This window comes from Ruegeria sp. YTSC004, from assembly GCF_059609805.1.
In genome coordinates this window covers 1-25,801 of sequence record NZ_JBXWMJ010000014.1, presented here as the reverse complement: position 1 = coordinate 25,801, position 25,801 = coordinate 1, and the positions used below count along the sequence as shown (strand labels likewise).

General features: G+C 54.3%; 27 protein-coding genes. 15 read left to right on the top strand and 12 right to left on the bottom strand.

The annotated features are described in order from the left end of the window. Positions 1–155: 155 nt before the first annotated feature. The gene (locus AC2FFP_RS20130; protein WP_282154232.1) at positions 156–1,067 is read right to left on the bottom strand and encodes a homocysteine S-methyltransferase family protein; all 912 of its coding nucleotides are present in this window, start codon (positions 1,065–1,067) and stop codon (positions 156–158) included. A gap of 307 nt (positions 1,068–1,374) precedes the next feature. On the opposite strand from AC2FFP_RS20130, the gene AC2FFP_RS20125 reads away from it, so the two are divergent. Then, positions 1,375–1,848 (top strand): hypothetical protein, encoded by a 474-nt coding sequence (locus AC2FFP_RS20125; protein ID WP_496881408.1) that lies wholly within the window; start codon positions 1,375–1,377, stop codon positions 1,846–1,848. Between the two features lie 328 nt (positions 1,849–2,176). Further along, positions 2,177–3,010 (top strand): CE1 family esterase, encoded by an 834-nt coding sequence (locus AC2FFP_RS20120; protein ID WP_496739823.1) that lies wholly within the window; start codon positions 2,177–2,179, stop codon positions 3,008–3,010. 385 nt (positions 3,011–3,395) lie between these two features. Here the strand turns inward: AC2FFP_RS20120 and AC2FFP_RS20115 are convergent, their stop codons facing one another. After that, complete coding sequence (locus tag AC2FFP_RS20115; RefSeq protein ID WP_282154235.1) at positions 3,396–3,893, bottom strand: DUF6714 family protein; 498 nt, start codon at positions 3,891–3,893, stop codon at positions 3,396–3,398. A gap of 213 nt (positions 3,894–4,106) precedes the next feature. On the opposite strand from AC2FFP_RS20115, the gene AC2FFP_RS20110 reads away from it, so the two are divergent. The 4 genes from AC2FFP_RS20110 to AC2FFP_RS20095 all read left to right on the top strand — a co-directional run bounded on the left by AC2FFP_RS20110 (position 4,107) and on the right by AC2FFP_RS20095 (position 8,478). Continuing rightward, positions 4,107–4,589 carry a GFA family protein gene (locus tag AC2FFP_RS20110; protein ID WP_366871533.1) on the top strand — a complete coding sequence of 161 codons (483 nt, stop codon included), beginning with the start codon at positions 4,107–4,109 and terminating at the stop codon, positions 4,587–4,589. Next, positions 4,586–6,280, top strand: coding sequence for an adenylate/guanylate cyclase domain-containing protein (locus AC2FFP_RS20105; RefSeq protein ID WP_372579935.1), 1,695 nt, complete (start codon positions 4,586–4,588; stop codon positions 6,278–6,280). Before AC2FFP_RS20110 ends, AC2FFP_RS20105 begins: the two co-directional genes overlap by 4 nt. Before the next feature lie 289 nt (positions 6,281–6,569). After that, on the top strand, positions 6,570–7,436 hold the full coding sequence (locus AC2FFP_RS20100) for an NAD(P)-dependent oxidoreductase (protein ID WP_496881407.1): 867 nt from the start codon (positions 6,570–6,572) through the stop codon (positions 7,434–7,436). Continuing rightward, entirely contained in the window at positions 7,378–8,478 is a 1,101-nt protein-coding gene (locus AC2FFP_RS20095) for an NAD(P)H-dependent flavin oxidoreductase (RefSeq protein ID WP_372579933.1), read from the top strand. Before AC2FFP_RS20100 ends, AC2FFP_RS20095 begins: the two co-directional genes overlap by 59 nt. A gap of 615 nt (positions 8,479–9,093) precedes the next feature. Here the strand turns inward: AC2FFP_RS20095 and AC2FFP_RS20090 are convergent. Genes AC2FFP_RS20090 through AC2FFP_RS20070 form a run of 5 tightly spaced genes read right to left on the bottom strand, consistent with a single transcriptional unit; the run spans position 9,094 to position 12,700 of the window. Continuing rightward, on the bottom strand, positions 9,094–9,468 hold the full coding sequence (locus tag AC2FFP_RS20090; RefSeq protein WP_496737863.1) for a nuclear transport factor 2 family protein: 375 nt from the start codon (positions 9,466–9,468) through the stop codon (positions 9,094–9,096). Then, a complete protein-coding gene (locus AC2FFP_RS20085; RefSeq protein ID WP_496737862.1) occupies positions 9,465–10,361 on the bottom strand; it encodes an alpha/beta hydrolase in 897 nt (298 codons plus the stop codon). Before AC2FFP_RS20085 ends, AC2FFP_RS20090 begins: the two co-directional genes overlap by 4 nt. Beyond that, positions 10,358–10,843, bottom strand: coding sequence for a flavin reductase family protein (locus AC2FFP_RS20080; protein WP_496737861.1), 486 nt, complete (start codon positions 10,841–10,843; stop codon positions 10,358–10,360). The genes AC2FFP_RS20085 and AC2FFP_RS20080 overlap by 4 nt, the downstream gene beginning before the upstream one ends. Continuing rightward, complete coding sequence (locus AC2FFP_RS20075) at positions 10,840–11,517, bottom strand: glutathione S-transferase family protein (protein ID WP_496737860.1); 678 nt, start codon at positions 11,515–11,517, stop codon at positions 10,840–10,842. The genes AC2FFP_RS20080 and AC2FFP_RS20075 overlap by 4 nt, the downstream gene beginning before the upstream one ends. Then, positions 11,510–12,700, bottom strand: a complete 1,191-nt coding sequence (locus AC2FFP_RS20070) for an LLM class flavin-dependent oxidoreductase (protein ID WP_496737859.1) — start codon at positions 12,698–12,700, stop codon at positions 11,510–11,512. The genes AC2FFP_RS20075 and AC2FFP_RS20070 overlap by 8 nt, the downstream gene beginning before the upstream one ends. Positions 12,701–12,802: 102 nt before the next feature. Here AC2FFP_RS20070 and AC2FFP_RS20065 point away from each other — a divergent pair, with 102 nt between their 5' ends. The 8 genes from AC2FFP_RS20065 (at position 12,803) to AC2FFP_RS20030 (ending at position 17,792) form a co-directional block, all read left to right on the top strand. Beyond that, complete coding sequence (locus tag AC2FFP_RS20065; protein WP_496845231.1) at positions 12,803–13,420, top strand: helix-turn-helix domain-containing protein; 618 nt, start codon at positions 12,803–12,805, stop codon at positions 13,418–13,420. A gap of 380 nt (positions 13,421–13,800) precedes the next feature. Continuing rightward, entirely contained in the window at positions 13,801–14,166 is a 366-nt protein-coding gene (locus AC2FFP_RS20060; RefSeq protein WP_496737857.1) for a VOC family protein, read from the top strand. Between the two features lie 121 nt (positions 14,167–14,287). Then, on the top strand, positions 14,288–14,659 hold the full coding sequence (locus tag AC2FFP_RS20055) for a YciI family protein (protein ID WP_496737856.1): 372 nt from the start codon (positions 14,288–14,290) through the stop codon (positions 14,657–14,659). A gap of 3 nt (positions 14,660–14,662) precedes the next feature. Next, positions 14,663–15,898 (top strand): RNA polymerase sigma factor, encoded by a 1,236-nt coding sequence (locus AC2FFP_RS20050; protein WP_496737855.1) that lies wholly within the window; start codon positions 14,663–14,665, stop codon positions 15,896–15,898. A 68-nt stretch (positions 15,899–15,966) separates the two neighbouring features. After that, a complete protein-coding gene (locus AC2FFP_RS20045) occupies positions 15,967–16,353 on the top strand; it encodes a VOC family protein (RefSeq protein WP_496737854.1) in 387 nt (128 codons plus the stop codon). Between the two features lie 24 nt (positions 16,354–16,377). Next, positions 16,378–16,776, top strand: a complete 399-nt coding sequence (locus AC2FFP_RS20040; RefSeq protein ID WP_496737853.1) for an MAPEG family protein — start codon at positions 16,378–16,380, stop codon at positions 16,774–16,776. 5 nt (positions 16,777–16,781) lie between these two features. Then, entirely contained in the window at positions 16,782–17,120 is a 339-nt protein-coding gene (locus tag AC2FFP_RS20035) for a TfoX/Sxy family protein (protein WP_496737852.1), read from the top strand. 12 nt (positions 17,121–17,132) lie between these two features. Further along, positions 17,133–17,792 (top strand): DUF2461 domain-containing protein, encoded by a 660-nt coding sequence (locus tag AC2FFP_RS20030; RefSeq protein WP_496737851.1) that lies wholly within the window; start codon positions 17,133–17,135, stop codon positions 17,790–17,792. Between the two features lie 193 nt (positions 17,793–17,985). Here AC2FFP_RS20030 and AC2FFP_RS20025 read toward each other — a convergent pair whose 3' ends face one another. From AC2FFP_RS20025 to AC2FFP_RS20015, 3 genes are all read right to left on the bottom strand, one after another. Beyond that, entirely contained in the window at positions 17,986–19,638 is a 1,653-nt protein-coding gene (locus tag AC2FFP_RS20025; protein WP_496845233.1) for a hypothetical protein, read from the bottom strand. A 349-nt stretch (positions 19,639–19,987) separates the two neighbouring features. Further along, on the bottom strand, positions 19,988–21,457 hold the full coding sequence (locus AC2FFP_RS20020) for a flavin-containing monooxygenase (protein ID WP_496770115.1): 1,470 nt from the start codon (positions 21,455–21,457) through the stop codon (positions 19,988–19,990). Positions 21,458–22,147: 690 nt separating this feature from the next. Next, complete coding sequence (locus tag AC2FFP_RS20015; protein WP_496845310.1) at positions 22,148–23,062, bottom strand: NAD(P)-dependent oxidoreductase; 915 nt, start codon at positions 23,060–23,062, stop codon at positions 22,148–22,150. A 39-nt stretch (positions 23,063–23,101) separates the two neighbouring features. On the opposite strand from AC2FFP_RS20015, the gene AC2FFP_RS20010 reads away from it, so the two are divergent. Beyond that, positions 23,102–24,031, top strand: coding sequence for a LysR family transcriptional regulator (locus AC2FFP_RS20010; RefSeq protein ID WP_480709958.1), 930 nt, complete (start codon positions 23,102–23,104; stop codon positions 24,029–24,031). Between the two features lie 88 nt (positions 24,032–24,119). On the opposite strand, the gene AC2FFP_RS20005 is transcribed toward AC2FFP_RS20010, so the two are convergent. Both AC2FFP_RS20005 and AC2FFP_RS20000 read right to left on the bottom strand, forming a co-directional pair. Beyond that, a complete protein-coding gene (locus tag AC2FFP_RS20005) occupies positions 24,120–24,515 on the bottom strand; it encodes a nuclear transport factor 2 family protein (protein ID WP_170689468.1) in 396 nt (131 codons plus the stop codon). A gap of 245 nt (positions 24,516–24,760) precedes the next feature. Beyond that, positions 24,761–25,393, bottom strand: coding sequence for a tyrosine-type recombinase/integrase (locus AC2FFP_RS20000; RefSeq protein WP_170689469.1), 633 nt, complete (start codon positions 25,391–25,393; stop codon positions 24,761–24,763). Positions 25,394–25,801: the final 408 nt, after the last annotated feature.

The window sequence follows — 25,801 nt, the reverse complement described above, 5'->3', positions numbered from 1 at the left end:
CTGCGTTCGCAGCGAACGGCGGCTGTGCGGGCTCAAGCGCAGCATATTGACCAATCAGTGATGGTCAGGAATGGGCCGCCTCCCAACAAGTTGCGGAAAAAAATCACGGTATCACCTTAGATATCAGCGTTATCGCTCAGATTGTACCAAGTTGATTACGCCAATTCGCCGGCCATCGATTTCAGGTGGCGCATGTCGGTACCGCAGCATCCTCCAAATACTTGAATCGATGGATTCTGCTGCGCAATCGCGGCAATCTGTTTACCAAGCTCAATTGGATCGCCTTCGTCCAGTTCATCTGCTTCGTCAAGTTCCGCATGCGAGCAGCTCGAAGCGTTCGCCACCATGCCTCTAAGTCGTGGGTGGTTGCCAAGCGCTCCGGCGAAATGGGTAGGATGAGCGCAGTTGACCATAAAAAACAGCGCCGCTGCGTCGGTTGCCCCGTCGATATGGTCAATTCCGTCCACAAGTTTGGTTCCATCTGCCAGGCACCCGTCTGTCTCAACAACCAGAGACATGATGATCGGCAGATCAGCGTCTCGGGCGGCGAGGATGCATCCCGCTGCCTCGCTTGGGCGGTTGAATGTATAAGCGGTGACCAGGTCGACACTTGTGTCTTTCAGGCTGTGCATTTGAGCGGCGTGGTATTGACGTGCATCTTCGACGGGTACCGGCGGAATGTTGGCGTAAGGATCATAACGCGGGCCAATACATGCTGACACCAGTACATCATCGCGAGTGGCAGCTTGGCGCACGCCCTCGACTAGACTGACCGCATCCTTGTTCACCTCAACGAGCCGTTCTGCATCGTACCCCAAGGGCCCTGCTCGGTCGGCGTTCGCCATCCATGTGGGCGCATCAAGGATGCATCCGACACTCATTTCACCGGCGAGATCGACAAGTGCCTGCATTTGACCAGCCAGTATTGCCCTGGTGTCAGGTTCTTCCAGCAATGGAAACGACGCGAAACCGGGTAGCTCAACCCCATGATTAAATATCAGGTCTGTGCCAGTGCCAGCATAAACTAGAAAGGTCTTGTCACCTTCGAGTGGGAACTGTCGCGCCATTCTGATCCACGCCTATTGCTGTCAAATCTTCATAGAAATCTATATTGTCTTGGGTCTCCTGTGAACCTTAGGGCGACGACAGGGTGTCTTCCCTGAGCATGACCTCATCTGGCCGGGCAACTGGCAACCGCAGCGAAATTCTTTTTCTGCGGGCTGCACCGCAGCGTCATCAAGCCCTTGCCGATGCCCGATTTGGTCCGCCATCAATTGGCTGGAACCGCGTAACCCCGTACAACATTAGTGGTGGGTCCGCAGAGTTATTGCTGATTGTAAATGCTTTGAAGGCCCTTAAGATGAGTGGCATTCTTTGGAGAACCAGATGAGAGTCCTACGGATTAGCCTGCTTTTGGCGACACTCGGTGTTCCCGCCAGTGCTGACGAGCAACGCATCGAAATCAACAATGTCTACCCTCTAAATCAAGAGAACTTTGACCTTGGGGATCACATTTTTCACCTAACAGACAATCGGGGTGGTTTCGAAGTAATTGAGGGTCCAATGGATGATGGGCCTGCCAGATGTTTGGGTTCTGGATTTGGATTTGAAGACGGCACCAACTCAATCAATGGAATATGCGTTTTCGGTGAAGGTGATGACACTTTTATCATGCGATGGAAGGCCGGGGAAAAAGGCGAGGCAAACACTTGGGAAATCGTCACCGGGACGGGGCGCTACGAAGGAATGACTGGCAGCGGCATAGCGACAACAGATATCGCCTCAGCATACCAAGCGCTGCCCCTGAGGCGAACTCATATTGTCGGAACCGTGGAAATCCCGGACTAAGACGGCAGCGGATCTAGTATCTGTCCAGTTTCGATTGGTCTCGAACTAAATTGGTCTTAAGTGGCTTTTGCAACTAGGTCTCAATCCTTCCGGGATCACTTGCCTTAGTGCGGCGTACGTCCGCTTAGTCCCGCGAAATGTGAGTTCGTGTATCGTCCGCCAGCAACTCAAACCATCATCTCAATGGAGTAAAAGCCGCTGATGCACTAACAATCTTTTTGGATCAGTCAGGTGAGGCTGCTCAGCAAAGTTGAATTCTGCACCACCGCCGTCTCAAAAAAGCCCTTTCCGTAATATGGTACGGTCAGACATCGGGAGGGACCCAGATATGCTCGAAAAGGTAACAATCGCATTGTCCATGTTTCTGATTTCGGGGCAGGCCTTTGCGCTTGATTGCGGCGAAGTATCCAATCCCTGCAAAATAGACACCGGTGAATACCACATCGCCCTACCAGATGAATGGCGGGGCGGGCCGGTCGTGATGCACTTGCATGGTTATGGCGGGTCCGGAGCAAAGGTACTTAAAAACAAGCAGTTCGTCGAAGCATTCACCGCGCGGGGTTATGCGTTTGTGGCACCGACCGCATTGCCATGGCTGGAAGGAAAACCTGCTGACTGGTCGGTTAGGGATGGGTGGATTACCTATCCCCGCTCTGATGTCAGGTTTCTCCGTGACGTGCTGGCGGATCTCGTGACCCGTGCAAACGTAAACCCGGACCAGGTGCTGCTGACAGGGTTCTCACGAGGTGGTTCCATGGTGTGGGAAGTTGCGTGCCTCGCGCCTGACCTGGCGCGTGGCTATGCCCCTGCGTCCGGTGGCTTCTGGCTTCCCATGACCGAGGAGTGTCTTGGCCCCGTTCATATGCTTCATACTCACGGTTTTGCTGACAAGGTTGTGCCGCTTGAGGGCAGATCAATACACAATGAAGAGTTCGATATCACCATTACCCAGGCCGATGTCTGGGAGGGTCTTGCGTTGTGGCGCCGAAGAAACGAATGCCAACACAACGCGACAGAAAACGAAGTGACGGCCAATCTTTGGCGCAAACGGTGGGAATGCGAACACGGTAGTCTTGAACTCTTTTTGCACGACGGTGGGCACGGCTACCCAAAAGAATGGGGCACGATGGCGCTCGACTGGTTCGAAAGCCTGGAAAACTGACGAAACAACGAAATCGCAATGGTCGTATTCATTCAGTCTAAATCGGCCCATTGGTTCTGAAGTCACTCCGTGCTGGGCAAATCTTACCAATCCTTAAAGAAAACTGCCCAGATAGCAGCAATGATGGCACCGGTACCGGCAGCGAACACCAATGCGATTGCGCTGAAGCACAAACGCGGTTGGCTGGAGCAGTGGATAATCGAAAAATGAATTCTTATCTGGCCTCTAAGCAAACCATCCGCTGCAATCGATATGGCAAAAAAGGGTAAGTGACAGCGCACTGGATCCCCCCATAGTCGTTGCCATTGCTCATCCTCAGTCCATGCCAACGGTAAACCGGTTACGACGAACAGAGTTGCGAAGAGCCACATCAAATACGTAAAAATCATCGACCCGGCGACCGCACGCCCTGGTCAATCCAGTAATTGACCAAAGCGGATTCCGCAAATTCACCGAGATCAGGATGGTCGCTGAAAAAGTACAGAAACCTCAACACGGCCTCTTTCTGTGCAGGCGTCAATTGGTTGAACTTGGACTTCCTGAACTCATGCAGCATTTCTTTCGATGTGCCGGGGTCGAGTGCAAGTAGGATGCTTTCACTGGCATATTCCCGGCTGTCTGAATTTAGCAGCGTCCAAATCAGATATGCGGGCAAGTAGTACTGAAAGGCTTTGGCGCTGAAAGCCGTGGGGGCAGCGTAATTGTATATGATCATTTGATCGGTCATCTCGTGCCATTTGACCCCGCCGTAGAATTCAAGAATATCCACGTCATCCATACATTCGGGGTGAAGAAGTTCACCATCAGCAGGTGGATCAAGGCCGTCAAATGCAGCAATGATCCGGGTTGCAAGATCTTCGGTTGTTGTCGCTACCTTTGGCATGGTGACATATTAAACTGGCTGAAACCCCGAAATCGAGTGATTGCGATGGACACCGGACAAAGGCTCTTTCAGGATATCGTTCGAAGTTCAGCAGCGGAGATGAAGAAGCCACTTTGGGGCAGCACAATAGGGATGTATGTGTAGAAATGTATTGAGGAAGTCGGGTGTCCCTAGTGTGTTACAAAGAGCGCCCTTGATCGATTTGGGAAAAAGATGATGAGCGGCGTTTCTGAAACCTACCAAGGAATCTGCTACTGCGGCGCATGTAGTGTTTCTACCACCGGTAAGCCGATGATCATGGCTTATTGTCATTGCCACTCTTGTAGAAAGTGGCATTCAGCGCCGGTCAATGCTTGGTGTCTCTGGTCGGCAGACAAGGTCTCATTGTCAGGGCCGACGGTTCAATCGGACAAGAATGATGAGAGCCATCGTGTTTCCTGTGGTAAATGCGGTGGTGCATTGGTGAATATCAAACCTGGTAAGGACATCGTCGCGGTTTACGCGATGTCGCTGGCCGAATCCGATTTGAGCTTTGAGCCGACCTTTCACATCTTCTATGGCGAACGTGTTTTCGACATGGCCGATGGCCTGCCGAAGTGGAAGACGGTTCCGACATCGTTTGGTGGGGATGGGGTCGTTGTGCCCGAACCGGACAAAACCGGTTGGATTCCATTGAACCCGCGAGCCCAAGGGTGAAACGCAAACTCACTTCGATCTTGGCAGCCGACATTGTAGGCTTTTCGCTGCTTGTGGAATCCGCCGAGGAAGCCACGCTCGCGCGTCAGAAAGAACTGCGCCTATCCGTGCTCGACCCCGGCATCGAGCAGGCTGGGGGTAAGATCATTAAGTCGACCGGCGATGGATTTCTGGCCGAGTTTTCAAGCGTGGTGGAAGCGGTGCGGTTCGCGATTTCGGCACAAGAAGCGATGCGCGCAGAGGAAGAATCCGTGCCTCAAGATCGGCAGATCAGTTACCGCATGGGCGTTCATCTGGGCGACGTGGTTGTCGATGACGGCGACATTTATGGCGACGGTGTGAATCTCGCGGCTCGCTTAGAAGGCGCAGCCCCGACCGGCGGGATCTGCATCTCCGCTGCCGTCCGTGACCAGATCGTTGGCGTAATGGACGGGCTGTTCACGGATGTGGGCGAGTTGACGCTGAAGAACATCTCGCGCCCGATCCGCGCCTTTGTCTGGCCTCCCGACCATGGCGGTGCATTGAACAGTGTCACCACGCCGTCCATCGGGGTTACATCCAAAAAACCAACGATAGCCCTCGCCGCATTCGAAACCCTTGGCAACAATGACGATGCCAAGATGCTGGCCGAAGCTTGCAATCACACGGTAGAGGCGGCGCTTGCCAATCTTACAGGGTTGGATCTGATCGCACTCGAGGCGGGCCCGGACCATATCGCCACGGCGGTGTTTCATGCCTCCGGCAATCAGGTCCGCGCCACCCTTAAGCTGCGCGAGACGGGTACATCGGCAACCTATCTGACCCAGCGGATGAACGGTGATCTTTCCGACCCCTTCTTGGCAGAAGATCTGTTGTCAGGGGAAATCGCGACAACCATCCGATACGGGATTCTGCAACGAATTGCTGAGCGCGCGGCTGAGACAGAGACAAACGATCCTGAGGCAATGCTGAACCTTGCAGGGCATTACATGATGGGATCGCAGCCTGAAGAATGGGAGGCGGCGGGACGTCTGCTGGACAGGATCCTGACGGTCCAGCCACGCAATTTTATGGCCGTTGGGATGAAGGCGAACACGTTGATCGGCGAATTGGTATGGGGTTACCGTCCGATACGCACGGAGGATATCGAAGCGGCCGACGCCGGGTTGAGCAAGGCGGTGTCGTTGAATGACCAAAGCGACTACGTGCACCTGATCCGGGGGATTTTTCATTACGGTATTACCGGCGATTTGGATGCAGCGGTGCGGTGTGTTGAACGTGGGTTCGAAATAAGTCCGCAGTTTGCCCAGGGGCATATGGTACTTGGCTGGATCCAGAACTTGATGGGCCAACCAGAGCTTGCGCTGAAGTCTATCAAAAAGGGCTCGTTTTCTCTGGCCAAGAACCGGATATATCACCGTGTCCCACAAGCGTTAGCCCAGACCTATCTGATTATGGGTGATTTCGAGAATGCCATCGCCAACGCCAATCGAGCGCTGCAAAACTCGCCGGGATTACCAGTCGCTCAATTGTATCTTGCCAGCGCGGCTGGTCAGGCTGGTCTATCTGATCAAGGAGAAAGGGCGCGGGATGCCTTATTGGCGTCCGATCCGGACTTCCGGATTAGTGGCGTGCGCCGGTTCCATTTTCAGGACCCCACGCGGTGGGACGCAATTCTGGATGGGCTTCGTGCAGTGGGGTTGCCTGAATAGATTCTCAGACGAGGGGGAACTCAACTGAACGCGCACACCGCGCGAACTCGCTCGTTTTGATGCCACTTTGAACGACGGCATTCAGATCGCGTCCCGTGCTCATGCCAGCGAAGAGGAACTGCGCAGCTTCGCGCGGATGGCGGGGGACACTTTTTTACCAACCTACGGGAACCCAAGGCCCAGGATGATCCTGTAACGGAGCTTCAGAATAAGAACCACCATTCATGATACGTGTTATCGTTCGCTTGCTTGGGTTCTAAAACCCGAATGCCATGTTGGGGGGTCATTTATGAAAAGTGATATTACGGTGGTGGGATTGGGAGCGATGGGGTCGGCGTTGGCAACCGCGCTCATGGATGCGGGGCGTAGCGTGACCGTCTGGAACCGTTCGCCAGACAAAATGATGCCGTTGCAGGAAAGAGGCGCTCAGGGTGTCTCTGATCTGAGTGAAGCCATTTCCGCAAGTCCAAAGACGGTGATCTGCCTTCTCAACTACTCAACGACAAATGCTCTCTTTGAAACTCCAATAGTCTCGAAAGCAGTTGCCGGACGTAATATTGTTCAGCTCGGCACGTCATCCCCGCAAGAATCCGAGGACAGCAAAGCGCAATTCAATGAGTGGGGCGCAGGTTACCTTGATGGTACCATTATGTGTTGGCCTGATAATATTGGGAAGCCATCGGGGCGGATCGCGGTCGCTGGGGACAGTACCACATTTTCTGAATGCGATGGCGACCTCAATGTACTCGCTGGGGACATGCGCTATCTGGGTTCAAATGTGCGTTCTGCTGCGACCTTGGAACTTGCGTTTCTCTCGCGCCTTCTTGGTATTATCTTTGGGAGCATTCACGGCGCATTGGTATGCGAGGCTGAAGGAGTCCCTGTGTCAGAGTTCACCTCAATACTGCCGCCGGGGGACAGAGCAATTCCGCTGACCGAAACGATCCACGCAGGTTCATTCGACAAGATTTCGGGAGGTGGAGCTTCAGTCGATGTCGCGGGAGAGGCAGTTACTGGATTGTACGATCACGCTATTTCTATGGGTATTAACAGCGAACTCCCGACGCTGATGCGTGAGTGGGTTAGGCGAGCGCAGGATGCTGGTTTTGGAAGCCAGGAGACTGCAGCCGTTATCAAAACCCTCAGAAAGCGCTGAAGCGACAACAATACTGCAATCAAACACCTATATTCAGAGAGAACAACTTATGCGAACGGAATTTTGCCGAACATTTGGCATTGACTACCCAGTGGTTTTGGCTCCCATGGCCGGGGTAGTCTCCGACGCCTTGGTTGCGGCTGTCAGCAATGCAGGTGGGCTCGGTTTGGCACCTCTTTGGCACGTTGACGCAGACGAGCTTCGAAAATCGGTGCGCAACATAAAGCAACTCACTGACAAGCCATTCGGTGTGAACCTGAACATGGATTTCCCGAGCATTGAGCATCTCGACATATGCCTGGAGGAAGGCGTCGAGGTCATTTCTATTTTTTGGAAAGCGCCTGGGGATATGCTCGCCCACGCCAAGTCTGGAGGCGCCAAAGTCATTTACACCGCTGGTGATGCAGCTGATGCAAAGGCTGTAGCAGACCTTGGCGCTGATGCGATTTGTGCTCAGGGATGGGAAGCCGGAGGTCACGTCCGTGGAACCGTTGGGAGCATGGCGCTCATTCCAGCGATTGTTGATGCGGTTGGTCATGTGCCGGTCGTGGCAGCCGGTGGAATTGCAGACGGGCGTGGATTGGCGGCGGCGCTATCGCTCGGTGCTTCGGCAGTATGGGTGGGAACGAGATTTCTTGCAGCTTCTGAGGCGTATGTTCATACAGACTACTTGTCACACCTCTTAGCGGCGTCTGAGAATGACACGGCCTATTTTGACAACTTGTTCAACATCGACTGGCCCAATGCACCTCATAGGGTCTTGAAAAACAGCACAACCCAAATGTGGGAGAATGCAGGCCGCCCGAAAAGCGGCCAAAGACCCGGAGAAGGTGACGTTGTGGCATTCTCTGAAAAGAAAGGCGATGTTTTACGATATCAATCCAAGACGCCCAGTGCGGATTTAACGGGCGATGTTGAAGCCATATCAATGTGGGCAGGACAAGGCGTTTCAATGGTTAGGAAAGTTCAACCCGCTGGAGATATTGTGCGAGAAATCGTTATCGAGGCGAAGGAGGCACTGGAACGCATTCTCCACCAATAAAGAAAAACGTTGCCGCCTTTTGGCGGACATTGACCGACTGGCCCGCGAATAGCGGATTGGCCCGGATAGTGTTGAAAAACTCGGAATTTTCTCGCTCTCGTATTTTCACCAAATTCCTGTGCAACTTGAAAGTCAGTCCTGTTTGCGTTTGACAGGTTGAAAGAGCCGCTCACATGGCCACACCCATGTTTTGGCCGACCCCTTGCCGAGTTTGCAGCGGAGAGGCTAGCCGAAGTTCAATGACTGCTTCGTCCGCGATCTAGACCTCCACTAATCTTGTAACTGTGCACTTGCAGCGAATGTCGGCTCTGACGGGCCGCAACGCGGCGGCGATGCCCGTCAGTGAATGGCAGCAATGGGCCGGACTGACAGTAGTCTGGGTCGCTGGTTGCAATGTTGTTCCACGGCCTTCGAAGTCGGTTCAGAGTCCGAAACAACCAAGGCGGCCCGACACATGAACGGGCTCAACCTTCGCATTGTTTGCGCTGGCAACGACAGTATCGACCTTGTTGATTGAGAATAGCGCGAAGCCCGCCCGTGATTTGGCTTACCCAAGCGACGACGCGGCCCTCTAACAATACTGCCGAATGTCTGGCCGCATCAGGGGTAAACAGATCAACTTGTTCGTTGCTTGTAATAGGTGTCCTTATGGACAATCAGCCTATCACGGTAGGTCAGGATGTCGACGCTCAGGAACTCTTCTTTCGTGCCATCCTTATGCTCCGCGGTTCGGCGGTATTCGCAATAGGCTTTATTGCCGGAGATGGCGCAGTCCAGCGTTTCCCAATGGACGTTATCCACTTTTTCAAACAACGCGGAAAAGGCACTGCGGATTGTCTCGGCCCCTTCAAGACGCACGCCATGTTCGTCCGGGCCGACGGCGTGGTCAAATGTTGCGTCGTCTGCGAAGTGCTTCATCACTGCATCGATGTCGTTGGCGTTAAACGCGTCGCCGACAGCGTCGACGAGGGCTCGGGTCAAAGCGGTCATGATTGCGGTCCTTTTCCGTGAAGCATATCGCAAGTGTGTTTGAAGAACGGGCTTGCCGGGTCGACAAGCACGTTCAATTCGTCAAAATGATCGACGTCCGGGACGATGTAGAGGCCGACCTTGCGGTCTGCGGTCCCAAATTTTTCGACATACATCCGAGCTTGCCGGTGGAATTCGTCGGTTTCCGAGCCACCGACGACGACCAGCTGCGGCGCATTCGTGATCGGAGGGTGGTTGGTCATCGGGCTTTCCGCTTCTGCCTCTTCCGGGGTCATCCGGATACCGGCATTGAGTGCTTCGGTCAGACGCACCGGTTCAAGGTAACTGAGCGGAGAAACCGGGATGCCGGATTTGATCAGGTCCGCAGGAAGATCGTCGCCAAAAGCAAGCCAGTTGGTCGCCATCATCACCTGGGTGATATGACCTCCAGCCGAGTGGCCCATCACACTGATACGGTCTGAATTAATGCCCAAATCGCGCGCATTGCGCCAGATATAAGCAATCGCTTCGCGGATTTCTTCAGAAATACGAGTGATGGTCACCGATGGGCACAGGTCATAGCCAAGCACAACTACATTGATCCCCGCCGCGACAAAGGGCGGTGCAATGAAGCTGTAGATCGACTTGTCGCCGCGCTGCCAATACCCGCCGTGCACATACACCAACGTCGGTGCGGTCGCATCCGGGCAGCGGAAGACATCCAGCTTTTGCTTCTCACCTCCGCCATAGCGGATATCGAGGCTGCAATCGGATGTCGCACGGGCAGCCTTGCTGTCGTTGCTCCACGCGGGAATAACGGTGGCTTCGTAGTCCGGTCGGCCGGCCCGCAGATTGTATTGCGTGTCGAATTCATCAGGGCCGAAGCGGGTGTGAAAGGTCAGATGATCGCTCATGATGAAGCCTCGGGTAGGGGCGCGGAGAAGAACGCGCCGCGGCAAAAGACAAGGGGCGGAACGGGCGCCTGGGCGTAGTTGATGACGCGGCCCAAGAGGATCTCGTGATCGTCTGCGTCGACCCTGCTGTGAACCGTACACTCCAATTGCGTCGAGACACCGGGGATCAAGGGGGTCACGGTTCCGGGGATCCAATCGGTGTCGGTAAACCGGTTTTCGACATCGCTTGCAAAGTGCATAGCAAGGTCTTTCTGCTTGGCCGACAGGATATTGACCGCAAAATGATCCGATTGCGACAGCGTTGGGAAGACCCGGCCTGACTTTGCAACACAGACCGAGATCACCGACGGCTGCAATGAGACCGAAGTGAATGAGTTGGCGGTCAGACCCCACGGTTCTCTGTCCGCGTCGTAGGTGGCTACAATGGTAACACCCGTCGGAAAGGCGCCAAGTGCGCGGCGATATTCTCGGACGTCCATCATAGCACCCCTTCGCTGGCACAGGCTTTTTCCAAGGCAGCCCATTCATCAGGGTTGGTCCCGAACGGGCGCATGACGTGATCCTGATAGGCGGGGCGTTCCGCCAGCCGCTGATACCAGGCCTCGACATTCTGTAAGGGCGGGCGGTCGACCTCGACGTTAAAATAACGATAGGCCACACATCCCAAGGGAATATCCGCCATGGTGAAGCTGTCGCCGCAGACATAGGTGCGTTCCGCAAGGTGCCGGTCTAGAAGGGTCAGGGCCTCGTGCGCCTCATCGCGCAGCTTGGCGATCTCTTCCGGTTCACGCTGGCCCGGTTGCGTGCGCACCGTTGCGAAGAACAGATAGATCACCGGCCCAAAGGCGCGGCTTGCCGACCACTCCATCCATTGATCCGCAATCGCGCGGGTCTGAATATCGGATGGGCTCAGCGTTCCTGCCCCGAACCGATCACAGAGGTAGCGTACGATGGCAAGGCTTTCCCACAGCGCAAAATCCCCGTCGCGGATCGCAGGAATCATCCTGTTGGGATTGATTTGCGCATACATCTCGGTGTCGAGCTTGCCAAAGCTGCCCCCGGCAAGTTGCAGCGTATAATCCAACCCCAGTTCATTTGCTGTCCAGATCACCGGAATGACGTTCGATGAATAGGGGCGCCCCCAAATCTCAAGCATGTTCCAGCATCCTTTTCTGCGCGATGGATTGCGTGCCGAACTTTGGAACCACATGTTCGAACAGACGATGCCAGCTGGCGAGGATCTTTTCGTACGGCACACCGGTATATTGCTGCATCAGCATCAGGTGATCGAGACCGATGGTTTCCTGCCGTTCCGCAAACCGATCCGCGACGTATTCGGCGTCACCCACCACGATGATCCCGCGTTTGTTGAGGAAGTCGAACCAGTCCATATCCTCATCCTCGGGCATCATCTCTTCACCCACGTCCAGATAGCCGTGCTTGGTCCATTCCCCCTTGGGACGCGACCCGCCGAGAAATTCGTAATAGGCATTGATCGGACCACGGATTGTGTTCTCCGCTTCTTCCATGCTTTCACCGACATAAAACGCTGTGCAGACACCAACGCCCTCGCCTAGGCTTACCTCGCGCCCTTCGCGTTGCGACAGGGCCTGGCGGTAGGGCTCCCAACAGGTCTGCGTCGCCTTGGGCCCCGCCGCCATCGAGATCACCCCCCAACCGCGCTCTCCGGCCAGTTTGAAGGTGGGCGGCGCATTCGACATCAGCCAGACTGGCGGATGAGGGTTGGAATAGGGGCGTGGATGCACATACATCGCTTTGTATTCGCCATCTTCATCGTGATAACGCGGGTCCAGAGGGTCAAAGAACCGGTTGGTCTCTTTCCAGCCGGGCACAGGGAACTGATAGAATTCACCGTGATGGGTGAAAGCCTCATTGGTCCAGGCTTTCAGGATGATCTCCAGACTCTCCTGATACAGCCGCATGACCTTGGCATTGTCGCGCCGGTCCGCGTCCTTGTTGAACTGGATGGTCGAGCGCTCATTGATGCCTTTGGCGACGCCGAAATCAAAACGACCCAGTGTCATGTTGTCAAGCATTGCAGCATCTTCAGCGACACGTAGCGGGTGCCAATCGGGCAGGATGATCGGCGCCGTGCCTACCCGTAGTTTCTTGCAATGCGCGGCCACGTGAGTCCCCATCTGGATCGGGTTGGGCGGCGCATTCATATACCCGTTATGTGCAAAATGATGCTCGGTGAACCATGCGGTTGTGAAACCCGCCTCTTCGGCCAACGAACACTGTTCGAGGATCATTTCCAGCGTACGCGTCCATGGAATCGTCTCACCGGGGCTAAAATTCGCAATCAAATCAAAGCGCATAACATCCTCCCTGCCGGTGGAAAATCAGTTGATTTTCTCTCGTCTTTTCAACTAAGTTGATTTACGCTCGAAAAGTCAACTAAAATCATCTATTCTGAAGTCATGAAAAGTGACGTGTCCCAGACCGACGCCCAAAGGCTCGGCAGTGAAATTCGCGAAGTGCGCAATGCGCGTGGACTGACCTTGCAGCACCTTTCCGAGGTGGTGTCGTGTTCCAAAGCCTATCTCAGCCGGATTGAGCTTGGGACGGCCAAGGTGTCGGACGACCTGCTTGGCGAAATCAGCGATGCGCTTGCAGTTGACCCCAATTGGTTCTTTCCCAAACAGGAAGGCAACGGTCCGCTTGAGCGAAAACACGTCGTGCGACGCGAGAACCGCCGGGCGCTGTCTGCGATGTATACGCGCTCAACAGATGAATTGGGCTTTGAGGACGAATTGCTTTCCAGCACCTTGTCCGGCCAGTGCTATTTGATCCTTTCACGATTCCGTCCCGGCGCAGGACAACCGCCCGAGCCGCTCGAAGGGTACTCCTTTGAAGGTGAACAACACGCCATCGTCCTTAGCGGCGAAGTTGAGCTGCGACTTGGGGAAGAGGTCATTTTCTTGCGCGAAGGGGACAGTTTTTCCTATCCCTCCATGATCGCCCACCGCTTTCGCAACAAGACCGAAAAAGAGGCTACAATGATTTGGGCGATGTCGCCGATCCGTATCACGTGGTGACGGTTGGCCTGCTATTGCTAATGCAAGAACTACTTTTGTGTATGGCGCACTAAAAACGACCCGTTACTTGCGTTGCCATTTTGACCGTGTTGCTTGTTCTTCAATGCAACAAATAACTGCTGTGCTGTCCAACATCCTGATCTGGCATGACAGATTCACGCCGAGGCCAGTTGTTTGGTTGATAGAAAAGATAATCGGTTTTTTCACAACATCTGCCCCTCGATCAAACTCGGATTGCGCACGCGCAACGAAAGTCTGGTTTGGCGGGCTGCAGCACAGAATTAAAGCAACAGAATGAACGGCAGGAATGTGCCGCACTTATCAAAATCCACATATTGGAGTAGTCTTTTCCGATAGCGTATCCGGGTTTGAAATCGAAGATGGAAAAAGTACTGGGCTTTGGCGGGTTTTTCTTCAGGGCAAACGAGCCCGTCGACTTGGCGGCATGGTATCGTGACAATTTGGGCATTGATCTCGTACCAAACGACTATGAAACACCGTGTTGGAAGCAAGAAGCAGGTGAGACTGTATTCGCCCCGTTCGAAAAAGTGACAGAGTATTTCGGGAACCAAGAAAAGGCATTTATGCTGAATTTTCGTGTTCGCGACATTGAGAAAATGATTGCACAACTCGAGTCTAAGGGTGTTGAAGTCCGTCGCGATCCAGATTCACCTTATCCAAATGGCAAGTTCGCGTGGCTCAATGATCCAGAAGGAAACCCAATTGAGCTTTGGGAACCCGCCTAGCATTCGATTAGCATCTCGGTTTTCCAAGTGACTATCTTGCGACGTTGCATTGTGGACCGGTTGTAGGATTTGCATGTCCTCGCGCGTCCTTGCACCATGTGAATGAAGCATGGAGGCGAAAATGATATACGCAATCACGATTTATGGGGAGCCGGGCGTATTCGAAGCGCTGCCCAAAGATCGCCAGAACGAAGTGATGTCGGGCCATGGCGCATTGCAATCGGCGCTATCAGAGCGCGGGGAGTTCGTGTCGATGAAATTGATGCCGCCGACCTCTGCCGTGATGGTCGAGCCTGCTCCAACCGAAGGCTCAGCGCCTTTGATCACCGACGGTCCATTCGCCGAGACCAAGGAGAACTTCCTTGGATTTTATGCTGCTGAATTCGAAGACCTTGATGAGGCATTGGAATACGCGAAAATGATCTCATCCCCTGTAGCAAGGCTTGAGGTGCGACCGGTGGCCTGGGCTGGCGGCGTGATCTCGTCGGAATAGAACATGTCGGACTGGCTCGAGGCCACTTTCACCCTGCACCGACCGCGTGCGCTTGCTGCCCTGATCCGGATGTTTCGGGACATCGATATTGCGGAAGAGGCGTTTGCCGATGCCTGCCTGAAGGCGCTGACAGTTTGGACAAATGATGGTGAACCTCGTGACCCGTTAGCATGGTTGCTGACGACTGCACGCAACTCTGGCCTTGATCATGTGCGCAAATCACAACGCCGCGCCGCAATCCTGTCGCGTCATATGGAGGAGTTTAAACCGGTGCCTGCCGAAACCCCGGATCCTGACGAAATGCGCGATGATGTTTTGCGGCTTCTGTTCATCTGCTGCCATCCGGAACTCGAGCGGCGGGATCAGATTGCCATTGCACTGCGCGTGGTCCTAGGGTTGAGCGTAGACGAAATTGCGAGTGGATTTCTCATCAAGCCCAAGACTATGGAACAGCGGATCACCCGTGCCAAAAAGAAGATAGCGAGCAATCCGGTTGCCTTCAAAACACCCAGTCCGGCTGAGCGGGGTGCGCGCTTGGGTGAAGTTTCTCTGATGGTTTACTTGATGTTTAGCGAAGGGTGGTCAACCTCGGCCGGTCCAAAGCAAATCAAATTTACCTTGTGTGAAGAGGCGATCCGTCTGGCCCGTCTACTAGCGGCGCTATTTCCAGCGATGGGGGAACAGGCCGCATTGCTGGCGCTATTGCTATTTCAACACGCAAGGCGGCGTGCGCGTATTGATCCAGAAGGCAAGCTTGTCGCGCTGGACGATCAGGATCGCAGTCTTTGGGATCGTGCGAACATCGCCGAGGCGACGGGTCTTTTGCAAAAGGCCCACCGGACGGGACATCAGGGTGTTTATATTATTCAGGCTGCAATCGCAGCGACACATGCCCATGCGGCCTCGGTTGATCACACGGACTGGGCATCGATCGAAAGTCATTACGCCGCTCTCTATGCATTGCAGCCAACGCCTGTTGTCCGACTTAACCAGATTGCAGCACAGGCCAAGCTGCACGGTCCGGATTATGCGCTAGAGGCGATGGAGCCTTTGGCACAGGAGTTGTCCACTTATCGCTGGTACCACGCGATGCGCGGCGGGCTTTTACAAGAAACAGGTGAGCATCATGCCGCGATTGCCGCTTTCGAAACGGTGATGACGCTCAGACCAACTGCGCCCGAACGTGTTGCGATCACTGAAAAAATTGAGATCTGCCAAGAAAGTTTACGCGACGTGTAGGGATCGCTGGGCTTCGCGCGTCCTTGTATCAGACCCGTATGTGGCGGGCGTAACCAAGGGAGAAGCACATGAGTATTCTTGAGATGACCACCGTCGGGAACTCCGGCTGGATCGGACATTCCGGCCCAGATCAGGGCAAAGCCAAATCGTTTTATCAGGAGGTGCTTGGCTGGACGATCAACGACATGCCCATGCAGGACGGATCAGGCTATTCAGCCGCCGTTGTTGGCGAAACCGCAATTGGTGGCTTTTCGCCAATGCCCGAAGATCATGGCAGTTGGACGATCTTTTTTACCGTGGCTGACGTGGACGCCAGCGTCGCCAAAGCTGAGGCCAAGGGTGCCGCGATTGTTCAGCCTGCTATGGATATGCCGGGAGTCGGTCGCATGGCCACGCTGACTGATCCACAAGGGGCACGGTTCGCGCTGATCACTTACGAAAGCATGGCGTCTTAAGCGAGATCAGAAAGGAGGCATCACATGGAACAGTTTCCGCAGATCGCGCTGGTTGTCACTGCCATTTTTGTTTTGATGAGCATTCCGATGGCGATTGCCGTTGGTGTTCGTCGCACCAAGACCGGGATCTCTTTGCTGCATGGTGAGGATGAAAGCTTACTGCGGCTGATGCGGGCGCATGGGAACTTCATCGAATACGTGCCACTTGCATTGTTGGCCTTAGCAGGGGCCGAGATCGCGGGAACTGCACCCTGGCTGGTCGCTGCCTGCGGTGGCGTGCTGCTGCTTGCCCGCCTCATTCACTATTTCAGCCTCAGCACTTCGGTGAATGGCAAGGGGCGCGCGGTTGGGGCGGCGCTGACGACTATGGCAATGCTGGTGCTTGCGCTGGCGATCCTTTGGCAGCTTTGGATCGGCAGCTGATGCCAGTGGATGAAACACTTAACACCCGCATGCGAGACGCTCTGGCCACGCATGTGGGCATTTCCGAAAAGCGGATGATGGGCGGCCTGTGCTTTTTTTTGAACGGTAACATGCTTTGTGGTGCACGCAGACATCAGGATGGCGTGGGCCGGTTCATGTTCAGGGTGGGAAAGGTGAACGAGCCTGCGGCATTGCAGGACCCCACGGCCCACGCTGTGGTTCACGGAACCCGCAAGCTGGGTGGTTTTGTCCGTGTGGACGAAGCAGATTGCAATGACGCTGCTTTGTTGCGGTGGCTGCACCTGTGCCTCGAGCATGCCGCGGCGCTGCCCAAGAAAGACTGAATGGAGGATCTTATGGCCCAATTCGATTGCTTTGCTGCCGAGGCAGTAGGCTTCCTGCAAGAACTGAAGGCCAACAATACCAAGCACTGGTTTGCAGCGAACAAGTCGACGTATGAGACCTACATTAAGTCACGCAGCAAGCTGTTCGCCGAAGAGATTGAGTTGGCGCTACGTGACCTTACTGGGCAAGATCACGGCAGCAAGATCTTTCGAATTCACCGAGATGTTCGGTTTTCCAAAGACAAGACACCCTATAACGCGCACCTGCACCTCGCGTTCATACCGACAGGGCAAGCGGTACAGCCGCCTATGTGGTTCTTTGGCCTTTCCCCAGAAAAGCTTTCCCTCGGCTGTGGGGTTTTTCAGTATGAAAAAGGATCGTTGGACGCATTCCGCGACGCCATGGTGGGACCCTTGGGGGCAGAGTTAATGCAGACCACCACAGAGTTGCGAGAACGGGGTTACAGGATCGGTGAGCCGGAGTTGAAGCGCGTTCCCTCCGGTTTTGACAAAGACCACCCCCATGAGGAAGCGTTGCGGCGCAAGGGCTTTGCAGTTTGGATGGATACCGAGACCCCAGCCTTTGTTTTAAAGTCGAATCTGACGGAACGAACAACTGCCGAGTTCGCCAAACTGAGGCCGGTGTTTCAACTGCTTTCTCGGATCAAGTGACCCCACTATTGCGAACGCAGCGAATGGCGGCTTTGACGGGCGCACCGCAACTTGGTTCCGATTGGATGAATGACCGCAACGGGCCGCTCGGCACAGCGCCAAGCTGGTGCTTAAATAAATCCCGGCCTCAATCGGCTGATCACCAAGCGGGTATATCCAGATTCTTGGTGTACTGAAAGCGCATCTCGAAGTGCTAAGTTTCGATCGGCTTGTCGGGTAGTCCAATCGCTTCTCGAACAGCTTTGGGCAACTTTAAGTTCGGTGCAAGCACATCCGGCTTACCCGACGCGATTTCTGCCGACTGATTAGCTTCAACCGCTTCCCTGTCGTTTCCGGATTCCCTGAGTATCCAGGCTTTGACAAGCCAGAAGTGCCGACAAGTTGGCCGCAGTTCGGTTGCTTCCGTAATTGCTGAAAGCGCAAGATCAGCCTGTCCTGCCATCATCCGCGAAACTGCAAGCGGATAAAGTCGGTATGGTAGATAGGGATCGTCTTCGGAGCGGACCGCTGCCTCTGTCAATGAGTTGCAAGCGGCTTCCCAATTGCCAGCGATGAGCTCGATGTACCCACGAGCTTCTATTCCAAGCGCATAGCCAGGATTAAGCTGGGTCAGCCGTTCAATGTCCTTCCTTGCCCCTTCAACGTCACCTTTAAGGCGTGCACGTATCAGCGCCCGAACATACCTAGGGTAATCGGATCGCGGTGAAAGCTGAACGGCCTTGTAAGAGTTTTCCGTAATACGTTTCAGCAGATCTGTATCTGCATTCCTGTAATGCGCATCCAGCATGCACATCTGAGCTTCGCTCCACATCGCTAGCCCGGATGCGTTCTGCAGGTCGAGGCGTAGTGCCCGCTCCAAAAGGTTCACCGCGCGAAGATAGTCCGCAATCGTGGTGCGATAGATCAGTAGTGCCGCGCGAGTCCTCAATTCGCTGGCGCTTAACTGATCATCAGGTAAATCGGCCAATCGTTCGCCGTCAAATGCATTGATCTGAAGTCGCAACGCGTCCGAGAGCTGTTCAGCGGCCCGGTCCGAGACCTCAAACAGATCCTGCGCATCCCCTTCGATTACCCGCGACCATGTAACCTGCCCATCGCTGCGGCGAACAAGGCTGCAGGTGATCCTTGCAATCGTTCCACGGGACCGGAGCCGACACCTAAGGCTATATGTCGCATCAGACTCGGCAGCTTCGTCCGCAGCAAGAACCCTGACGCCGGTACGTCGCGATAGGGTGTGGACAAGTTGATCTTGTAAATCAGCTGCGGCTTCGCGTGTCTCGCGGATATCAGGTGCCGCTTTCACATCTTCGACCGCAATGACTGGCACAGCATCGATGCGTCTCGTCTGTTGATTGGATGGCCGCCATTGATATCCGGTTACCGGAAACGCGACATTTTTGAGTTGAAATGTACCGGCGTCACTAAAGCCTATTGCAAGTCTTTCATCCAACTGTCTGCGTAGGTCTTCCGAAATCATCATGCCGCCAGGCGGTGCCTCGGTCTGAAGGCGCGCGGTAATGTTTATGCCGGCGCCATACATATCTGCTTCATCTTCGACGATCTCGCCGAGATGAACGGCGATCCTGAGTTGGATACTTTCGTGAATGGCCAACGCCGATTGTACCGACTGACCTGTCTCGACCGCATCCGTTACCGAGGGAAACGCGAATATCCAACCATCGCCCAGACGCTTCAGAACTTCGCCGCCACGCTTTATGGCTTCAGGTTCCAACCACTTTTGTCTGAGTTCACGGATCAATTCGATAGCACCCGCCTGGTCAGATCCCATCGCAGACGTGTAGTCGACCATATCGGCCATCAGGATTACAGCAAGACGGCGTCTCATGAGGGCAACTTAGTCGGTCGCATAGATGTTGTCATGCTTGGTCAACATCCGAGGCACAGACAAACGCGCTCTCGCCAATCCGAGCACAGGGTTTGCGACACACCCGGATTATGTCCATTTTCACGTCGATGGATGAATAACCCGAAACGGGAAATCCTCTGCTTTGCAGCGGTAAACGCGTTGCGTCTGGGAGCAAATGCTGTGTGAGCAAGCATCCGTAAAGACAACGGCTAACCAACAATATCAGCCGCAAGTATGGCTGCCAGATGTCGTTCCAAACAAAAATCCTCCCGCGGTTCTATTGTAAAGGAGTGTCTAAGGGATATCAGGGGCTTCGCGTACAAAACGGTCAGACCACGTCTCGGAAGTCGGCCGCACGATAAGGAACAATCAGTTCAGAAATCGGCGCCAGGAAACCGCGTTTGCGAAACGGGTCCGCACTCATGTCGAGTAGGAGTTCATCGTGATAGTGGCACATGTGAAGCAGAAGTGTGGCGGAACGTGCTGGCCCTTCTGGCATCCAGGATTGTTTCCAGGACTTGAGCGCATCGATATCGCTTTGCATGACCTCAGCATCCGGTAGGAGCACACGACCTGCAACGACTTCCGCAAGCCATTTGGCCTGAAGCGCGAAGGTCGTCACACTCATGAAGGAGGACGCCCGACCCACGAATGCAAGGTTTGACACCGAGGGGTGCAGGACATGGCGGTATAAATAGAACCCATCCGGCCCATCATCCAAAGAGTTGAGTATCGACTTCGGTAGATATGGGTAGCCGGTCTTCCAGCCCGTGCCGAAGACCACGCAATCGACCTCAAGAGAATCCCCGTCCGCAAGGTCGATCCCGTTGGAAGAGAATGCACTCACACCTGTTCGATGCGCAGAAATCTTACCTGACCGGATAGAGTTGATGAGCTCCGGACGTGGAACCATGGTCACTTCCGTAAACGCGTCGAATTCGACAGGCGTCTCAGGCATCAGGGTCTCACCACGCGCGATTTGCATTCGCAATCGTTGCTGGGTACTGAGCAGCAGTTCTACGACACGCCAGAACAGCCAGGGCAACGGATATCCTATTGAGTGGATAGCGCGCACGATTGGGCTGGGCCTGACATACGGAGGGATCAGGGCTGCAACAAGGCGTGTAAGCATTCCCCATTTGAAGGGAAGAACACCCAGCAATTTGCGCGGTACAGGCCAGTGTGCGGTTCGGAAAACGAGGTGAACCTTTTCCGCGACACCCACAGCCGAACCCGCTATATCTGTGGCACTTTTTCCGTAACCGATTACAGCGACACGATGGTCTTTGAGTTGCGATATGTCTTTGATTTCGCTCGCGTGAAGGACTTCTCCTCCAAAATCTTCACGTTTGGGAATGTTCGGGACATTTGGTGTCTCTGAATAGAGCCCGGCTGCAACGACAACGAGATCGGCCTCAATACTTTCAGAACTTCCGGAACCATCAACCTCAAGTGACCACCGGTCACCTTTGCGCTCAATCATGGTGACGCGGGTGCCTAACCGTAGGCACTCTCGTATTCCGAAATGATCGCAATAATCCTCCAGATACTCCTGAAAGACTGGCCCCGGAGTGAAATGAGACGCTTCTTCGGAAAGCGGAAAATCCGGGAACTCGTACAGGTCCTTTTGCACCTGAACGCCAAAATCGTGGTAGCCATCAGCCCAGACACCGCCTAGGTACGGGTTGCGATCAAAAATCTTGCAGTGGACGCCGACCTTCGTCAGGCATTTTGCAGTAGCAAGCCCAGACACCCCCGCACCAATGATAGCGGCGGTTTTGACTTCCCCCACTATCATGCCTCGGATCCCCGTCGCAAAATTCGCGATAAGCCCAAGAGAACAACGCCCAGAAGCCAGAGCGCCAGAACATAGGCTCCGAACACAGTCCAAAGCGCCCATACCCACAGGCCTTGCCAAATTGTCTTGGCTTGATTTAACCCGGTCTGACCGAGGCGAGAACGCAAAATGAACAACATATTGAGCAATCCAATGGCAGCGCCGATTGCTGTTCCAATCCAAAAGAAATCGCCCATAACATCCCCCCAAGGCGATACCAGGATATCACGAAATCACAGTTTTAGATAGCAAGGCGGCCATTAGCGCTTTGGAAATCACAGACGGCATCAGAGTCGCCGCTGCCGTCATGCCCCTGAGAATCCGTTCAAAATCTAAGCTTGCCCGCTCATACCAAGATTGTCGCTACAGCCTGTTTCAATGGGCTATTGGAGGAAGCCGCACCGCTGCACCTGATAGCGAGATAAGTGTCGGGAAGGGGCACGTCGACAAACTTTGCAAAATCCGCTTTCTGCGCACAGCGACAAAAAACGCCGCCAAAACTTCATCGTGTCGAATGTCTCAAAGGTCCGCAGACTGTGAGTTACCGTTCTACAGGATTTTGCACGCGCGACGAACGGCAGCTATGCGGGCTGCGACTGCAGCATCGAGACAAGCCGATGGATGTCGGCTTTGGGCCGGAGCATTTTTGCATCAGGCATCCGTCATATGCTGGACCAGTGCGGTCAGCTGTCTGTCGCCGTAGCCATCGTCCCAAGCCGTTTTGGTGCGGTCGTGCATCAACTGGATGAATTCAGCGGGCGCCTTAAGTGAGTGATAGGTCTTCAACGCGTCCTCTTGCGCCATCGCGTAAACCTTCAGGGAGGCTTCCGCACTGTCGTAATCCTCAACCGGAACAGTTCTGGTAAAGAGGTCATGGTAGTCATTGACCAATTTGATTGTAGCAGGGAGTTGGTCGACATAAACCTGCATCGGGATGCCCGCTTTCTGGCAGACAAGTGCACCGTAGATCATTCCGAACATGAACCCCTGCCGAACCGTGAAGAGGCCGGCAAAGAGCGCGGCAAGTGCCGCTGGTTTCTCTCCAACATGGGCGGACTTTCCACCCAATTCTCTGATGATATTGCCATAGCGGCCCCAAGTTCCGGCACTGCCCACCGTAAGGATTGTGGTTTCGTCACCACCAATGCCGGAAGGGTAGGCATTGATCATGCCCAGCATGTAGCCAGCCCCTTTTCCCTGAAGGATAGCGACCAGTCTATCGGCATCCGAGGTATCGCCCGTGCTCATGTCACAGATGGTCTTTCCCTCGAGCGAGACGCTTAGCCCGTTGACCAGTTCAATAGTCTCTCTGTGGCTCTTGACACAGATGATGACAAAATCAGACACCGCAATGGCATCATTCGGTGAAGAGCAGATCGTGGCTCCAGCCTCGGCAAAAACCACTGCCTTTGCCGACGTGCGGTTCCAAACGCTGACATCGTGGCCTGCCTTGTGCAAGCAATGCGCTAGTGCTGAGCCCATATTGCCCAGTCCCAAAACAGCAATTTCCATAATGTTTGCCTCGTGTGGTCGCCAATGAATTAATGCACCAGCATGCGGCGGCACCGGAGGATCACATAGTTGTAAATTTTTATATATTGTTAGATGATCTTACTTATGGATTGGCGCGCGCTTCCCTCTTTGACATCTCTCAGAGCCTTCGCCGCTGCTGCCGAGTTTCGAAATCTGACCCGGGCGGCAGAGGCGCTGAACGTGACCCATTCCGCAGTCAGCCAGCAAATCCGCGGGCTCGAACAACATCTCGGCACTCGGCTTATCACACGTACCCGACACGGCATTTCTCTGACATCGCAAGGCGAATTCCTGTCGGCTGGCCTGCTTAAAGCCTTCGCTGAAATGGCCTCCTTGACCGAGAGCATGTCGAGTGCAGAGTCGGTTCGACCGTTGGTGGTCAGTGCGACTCCGATGTTTTCAAGCGCGTTCCTCATGCCGCGTCTGTCGACATTTATTAACGAATTCCCCAATATCGAATTGAGGATCGATTCAACGATCCAGGCTGTCGATCTCAAGCCGGGCGGGGTTGATATGGCCATCCGATACGGAACGGGTCGCTGGCAAGGGCTTGTCTCGCAGATACTGCTGCCAGGCTGTCTAACGGTCGTCGCGTCCCGCGAACTAATCGGAAACCGGGTGCTCACGAATCCCTTAGAATTGCTAGATTTCACGCTTCTTCAGGAGCAAGCGTCAGTCGAGTTTGACCTGTGGTTAGAAAAGGTCGGAGTTGCGACTGACGCCGACCGGAGAGTTGTCCGCGTGCCGGGCAATATGCTGCTGGATGGCATCCGTCGCGGTGATGGTATCGGGGCGACGGTCCCGGCTTTTGTTTCTGACGAGTTGAAGTCGGGACAACTTGTGGCGCTGTTCGACGATCCAATACCTCAGATCGGCTACTACCTTGTCACTTTGCCCGGCCCGGTTCGACCGGCGGCAAAGCTGTTCATGCAGTGGCTCTCGAAATCAATTACCGAATATGAGAAAAGCCTTTTCCGATGGACGCCTTCTCACTTGCTGTAGGCAATTAAGAGCACCGACTAGAGTCAAATTAGGTCTGACTTGCCGTACATGACTGTGCGAACAGTGCGTAAATTGGTGCCGGATATGGTCATGTTCCCGCAACTTGGCGTTCATAATCCGCGCCATCATACCAACCGAGCGATTTGGTGACCTTCAGGTTGTCGTCTAGGTCCCATTCTTCCCAGCCCGAGAAACGAACGTGGTTACCGGTTTCTTTATGATGGCCTTCGAAAGTCCACGCATAGACCATGTGGTGATCGGCGACGAGAACCGTGTCTAGGTTAAGAACGAGGTCTGGGAAGTCAGCCATAAATCCCGCCGCCATGTCGCCAATCTCGGTCCGGCTCTTCATTGGCTCGCCACCGTTCATTATCATTAATGTATGTTCAGCATATCTTCCCGCGACATCGCCTGACGCCCGGTTTGTCCAAGCAGCGCAGTGATCTTGTGCCATGCGGCGGGCGGTTTGCACATCAGGTGTCATCTATATCTGCATGTCCTAAAAGTCGCGAAAATATATGGTTGCAGAAACGTTAATCGGACCTCTCAAAGCAATCAAGTTTGCTTAACATCGCTTCTCAACGACGGCAGGCTTGTTCGCCTCACGGCCATCCGCTTGTTGAAATTGCGGCGTTTTATACGAACGACAGTTCTCGGAAAGCCGATGGGTGAACTCTTAGAGATATCTAATGTCGGCTGTGGGCCGTCGACGAAGACGGCCCTGCGAAGTTAAATTTCAATGGCTTCAGCGATGGCCAGAGCATCCTCTAGTTCAACACCTAGGTACCGGACTGTACTGTCCATCTTTGTGTGTCCGAGAAGTAGTTGCACTGCCCGAAGGTTGCCCGTCTTTTTGTAGATCTGGGTGACCTTTGTTCTTCGCATTGAATGAGTACCGTAAGCACTCGCTTCGAGACCGATCGAAGTGACCCACTCGCGGACGATCCGCGCATATTGGCGGGTTGAGATGTGCAGTCGCTCATGGAAGCGACCTGGCCACAAATATTCTGACCCGACCATTAGCTCATCCTCCATCCATTTCTCAACGGAAGCTCGCGTACCTTCGGAAACCTCAAAGCGAACAGGTTTCTGCGTTTTGCTTTGCAGTACCGAGGCACGTTCCTTGATTTGACCAGATGCCATCACATCGACGACTTTCATCTTCACGAGATCGCACCCCCGCAGCTTGCTGTCGATCGCCATATTGAACAGCGCTAGGTCGCGGTGGTTCTCGGCCAATTCAAGTCGAACACGGATCGCCCAGACATGCTTTGGCTTCAGCGGTCGTTTCTGACCCACGATGCGGCCCTTGTTCCATGCGGGGCGAAGTGCGCGAATGGCTGGTAGGTTTGGTGTTTCCATGACTGATCCTCCGATCCGCCATGCCCTCCCAAAACGACAACCCGACGTTGACGAGGCACCATATCACGGATTGCTGCGCAGCCTCTGAGGTCCGGAAGGAGCCCAAAATACAAAATGCTTCAACGCGCTTTAAGGTCAGCGATGCGCAGAAAGCGGACTTTGCAAAGTCGAGAATAAAGGTCCGTTATGGACGTTCCATCGCTGTCCTGGGATTTCCTGGTATCGGTCGGGTGGCCGTTGTTACAGTATGTTTAGAAGCTTTGAATACCCAGCGTTCAAAACAAGAGCCGCAAGTGTCCCTGTTATCGTCGCCGGTATACTCTGCTTCCAGGTATCGAACACTAGATGGCAGAATATCGCTCCGACAGATGTGCAGAGCAACGCAAGTGCTCCTAGCGGCCCGATCCA

Coding starts and splice junctions, on each gene's coding strand:
- AC2FFP_RS20130 (WP_282154232.1), bottom strand. CDS start 1,067: ATGGCGCGACAGTTCCCACTCGAAGGTGACAAGACCTTTCTAGTTTAT.
- AC2FFP_RS20120 (WP_496739823.1), top strand. CDS start 2,177: ATGCTCGAAAAGGTAACAATCGCATTGTCCATGTTTCTGATTTCGGGG.
- AC2FFP_RS20115 (WP_282154235.1), bottom strand. CDS start 3,893: ATGCCAAAGGTAGCGACAACAACCGAAGATCTTGCAACCCGGATCATT.
- AC2FFP_RS20110 (WP_366871533.1), top strand. CDS start 4,107: ATGATGAGCGGCGTTTCTGAAACCTACCAAGGAATCTGCTACTGCGGC.
- AC2FFP_RS20100 (WP_496881407.1), top strand. CDS start 6,570: ATGAAAAGTGATATTACGGTGGTGGGATTGGGAGCGATGGGGTCGGCG.
- AC2FFP_RS20095 (WP_372579933.1), top strand. CDS start 7,378: ATGCTGGTTTTGGAAGCCAGGAGACTGCAGCCGTTATCAAAACCCTCA.
- AC2FFP_RS20090 (WP_496737863.1), bottom strand. CDS start 9,468: ATGACCGCTTTGACCCGAGCCCTCGTCGACGCTGTCGGCGACGCGTTT.
- AC2FFP_RS20085 (WP_496737862.1), bottom strand. CDS start 10,361: ATGAGCGATCATCTGACCTTTCACACCCGCTTCGGCCCTGATGAATTC.
- AC2FFP_RS20080 (WP_496737861.1), bottom strand. CDS start 10,843: ATGATGGACGTCCGAGAATATCGCCGCGCACTTGGCGCCTTTCCGACG.
- AC2FFP_RS20075 (WP_496737860.1), bottom strand. CDS start 11,517: ATGCTTGAGATTTGGGGGCGCCCCTATTCATCGAACGTCATTCCGGTG.
- AC2FFP_RS20070 (WP_496737859.1), bottom strand. CDS start 12,700: ATGCGCTTTGATTTGATTGCGAATTTTAGCCCCGGTGAGACGATTCCA.
- AC2FFP_RS20065 (WP_496845231.1), top strand. CDS start 12,803: ATGAAAAGTGACGTGTCCCAGACCGACGCCCAAAGGCTCGGCAGTGAA.
- AC2FFP_RS20060 (WP_496737857.1), top strand. CDS start 13,801: ATGGAAAAAGTACTGGGCTTTGGCGGGTTTTTCTTCAGGGCAAACGAG.
- AC2FFP_RS20055 (WP_496737856.1), top strand. CDS start 14,288: ATGATATACGCAATCACGATTTATGGGGAGCCGGGCGTATTCGAAGCG.
- AC2FFP_RS20050 (WP_496737855.1), top strand. CDS start 14,663: ATGTCGGACTGGCTCGAGGCCACTTTCACCCTGCACCGACCGCGTGCG.
- AC2FFP_RS20045 (WP_496737854.1), top strand. CDS start 15,967: ATGAGTATTCTTGAGATGACCACCGTCGGGAACTCCGGCTGGATCGGA.
- AC2FFP_RS20040 (WP_496737853.1), top strand. CDS start 16,378: ATGGAACAGTTTCCGCAGATCGCGCTGGTTGTCACTGCCATTTTTGTT.
- AC2FFP_RS20030 (WP_496737851.1), top strand. CDS start 17,133: ATGGCCCAATTCGATTGCTTTGCTGCCGAGGCAGTAGGCTTCCTGCAA.
- AC2FFP_RS20025 (WP_496845233.1), bottom strand. CDS start 19,638: ATGAGACGCCGTCTTGCTGTAATCCTGATGGCCGATATGGTCGACTAC.
- AC2FFP_RS20020 (WP_496770115.1), bottom strand. CDS start 21,457: ATGATAGTGGGGGAAGTCAAAACCGCCGCTATCATTGGTGCGGGGGTG.
- AC2FFP_RS20010 (WP_480709958.1), top strand. CDS start 23,102: ATGATCTTACTTATGGATTGGCGCGCGCTTCCCTCTTTGACATCTCTC.
- AC2FFP_RS20005 (WP_170689468.1), bottom strand. CDS start 24,515: ATGACACCTGATGTGCAAACCGCCCGCCGCATGGCACAAGATCACTGC.
- AC2FFP_RS20000 (WP_170689469.1), bottom strand. CDS start 25,393: ATGGAAACACCAAACCTACCAGCCATTCGCGCACTTCGCCCCGCATGG.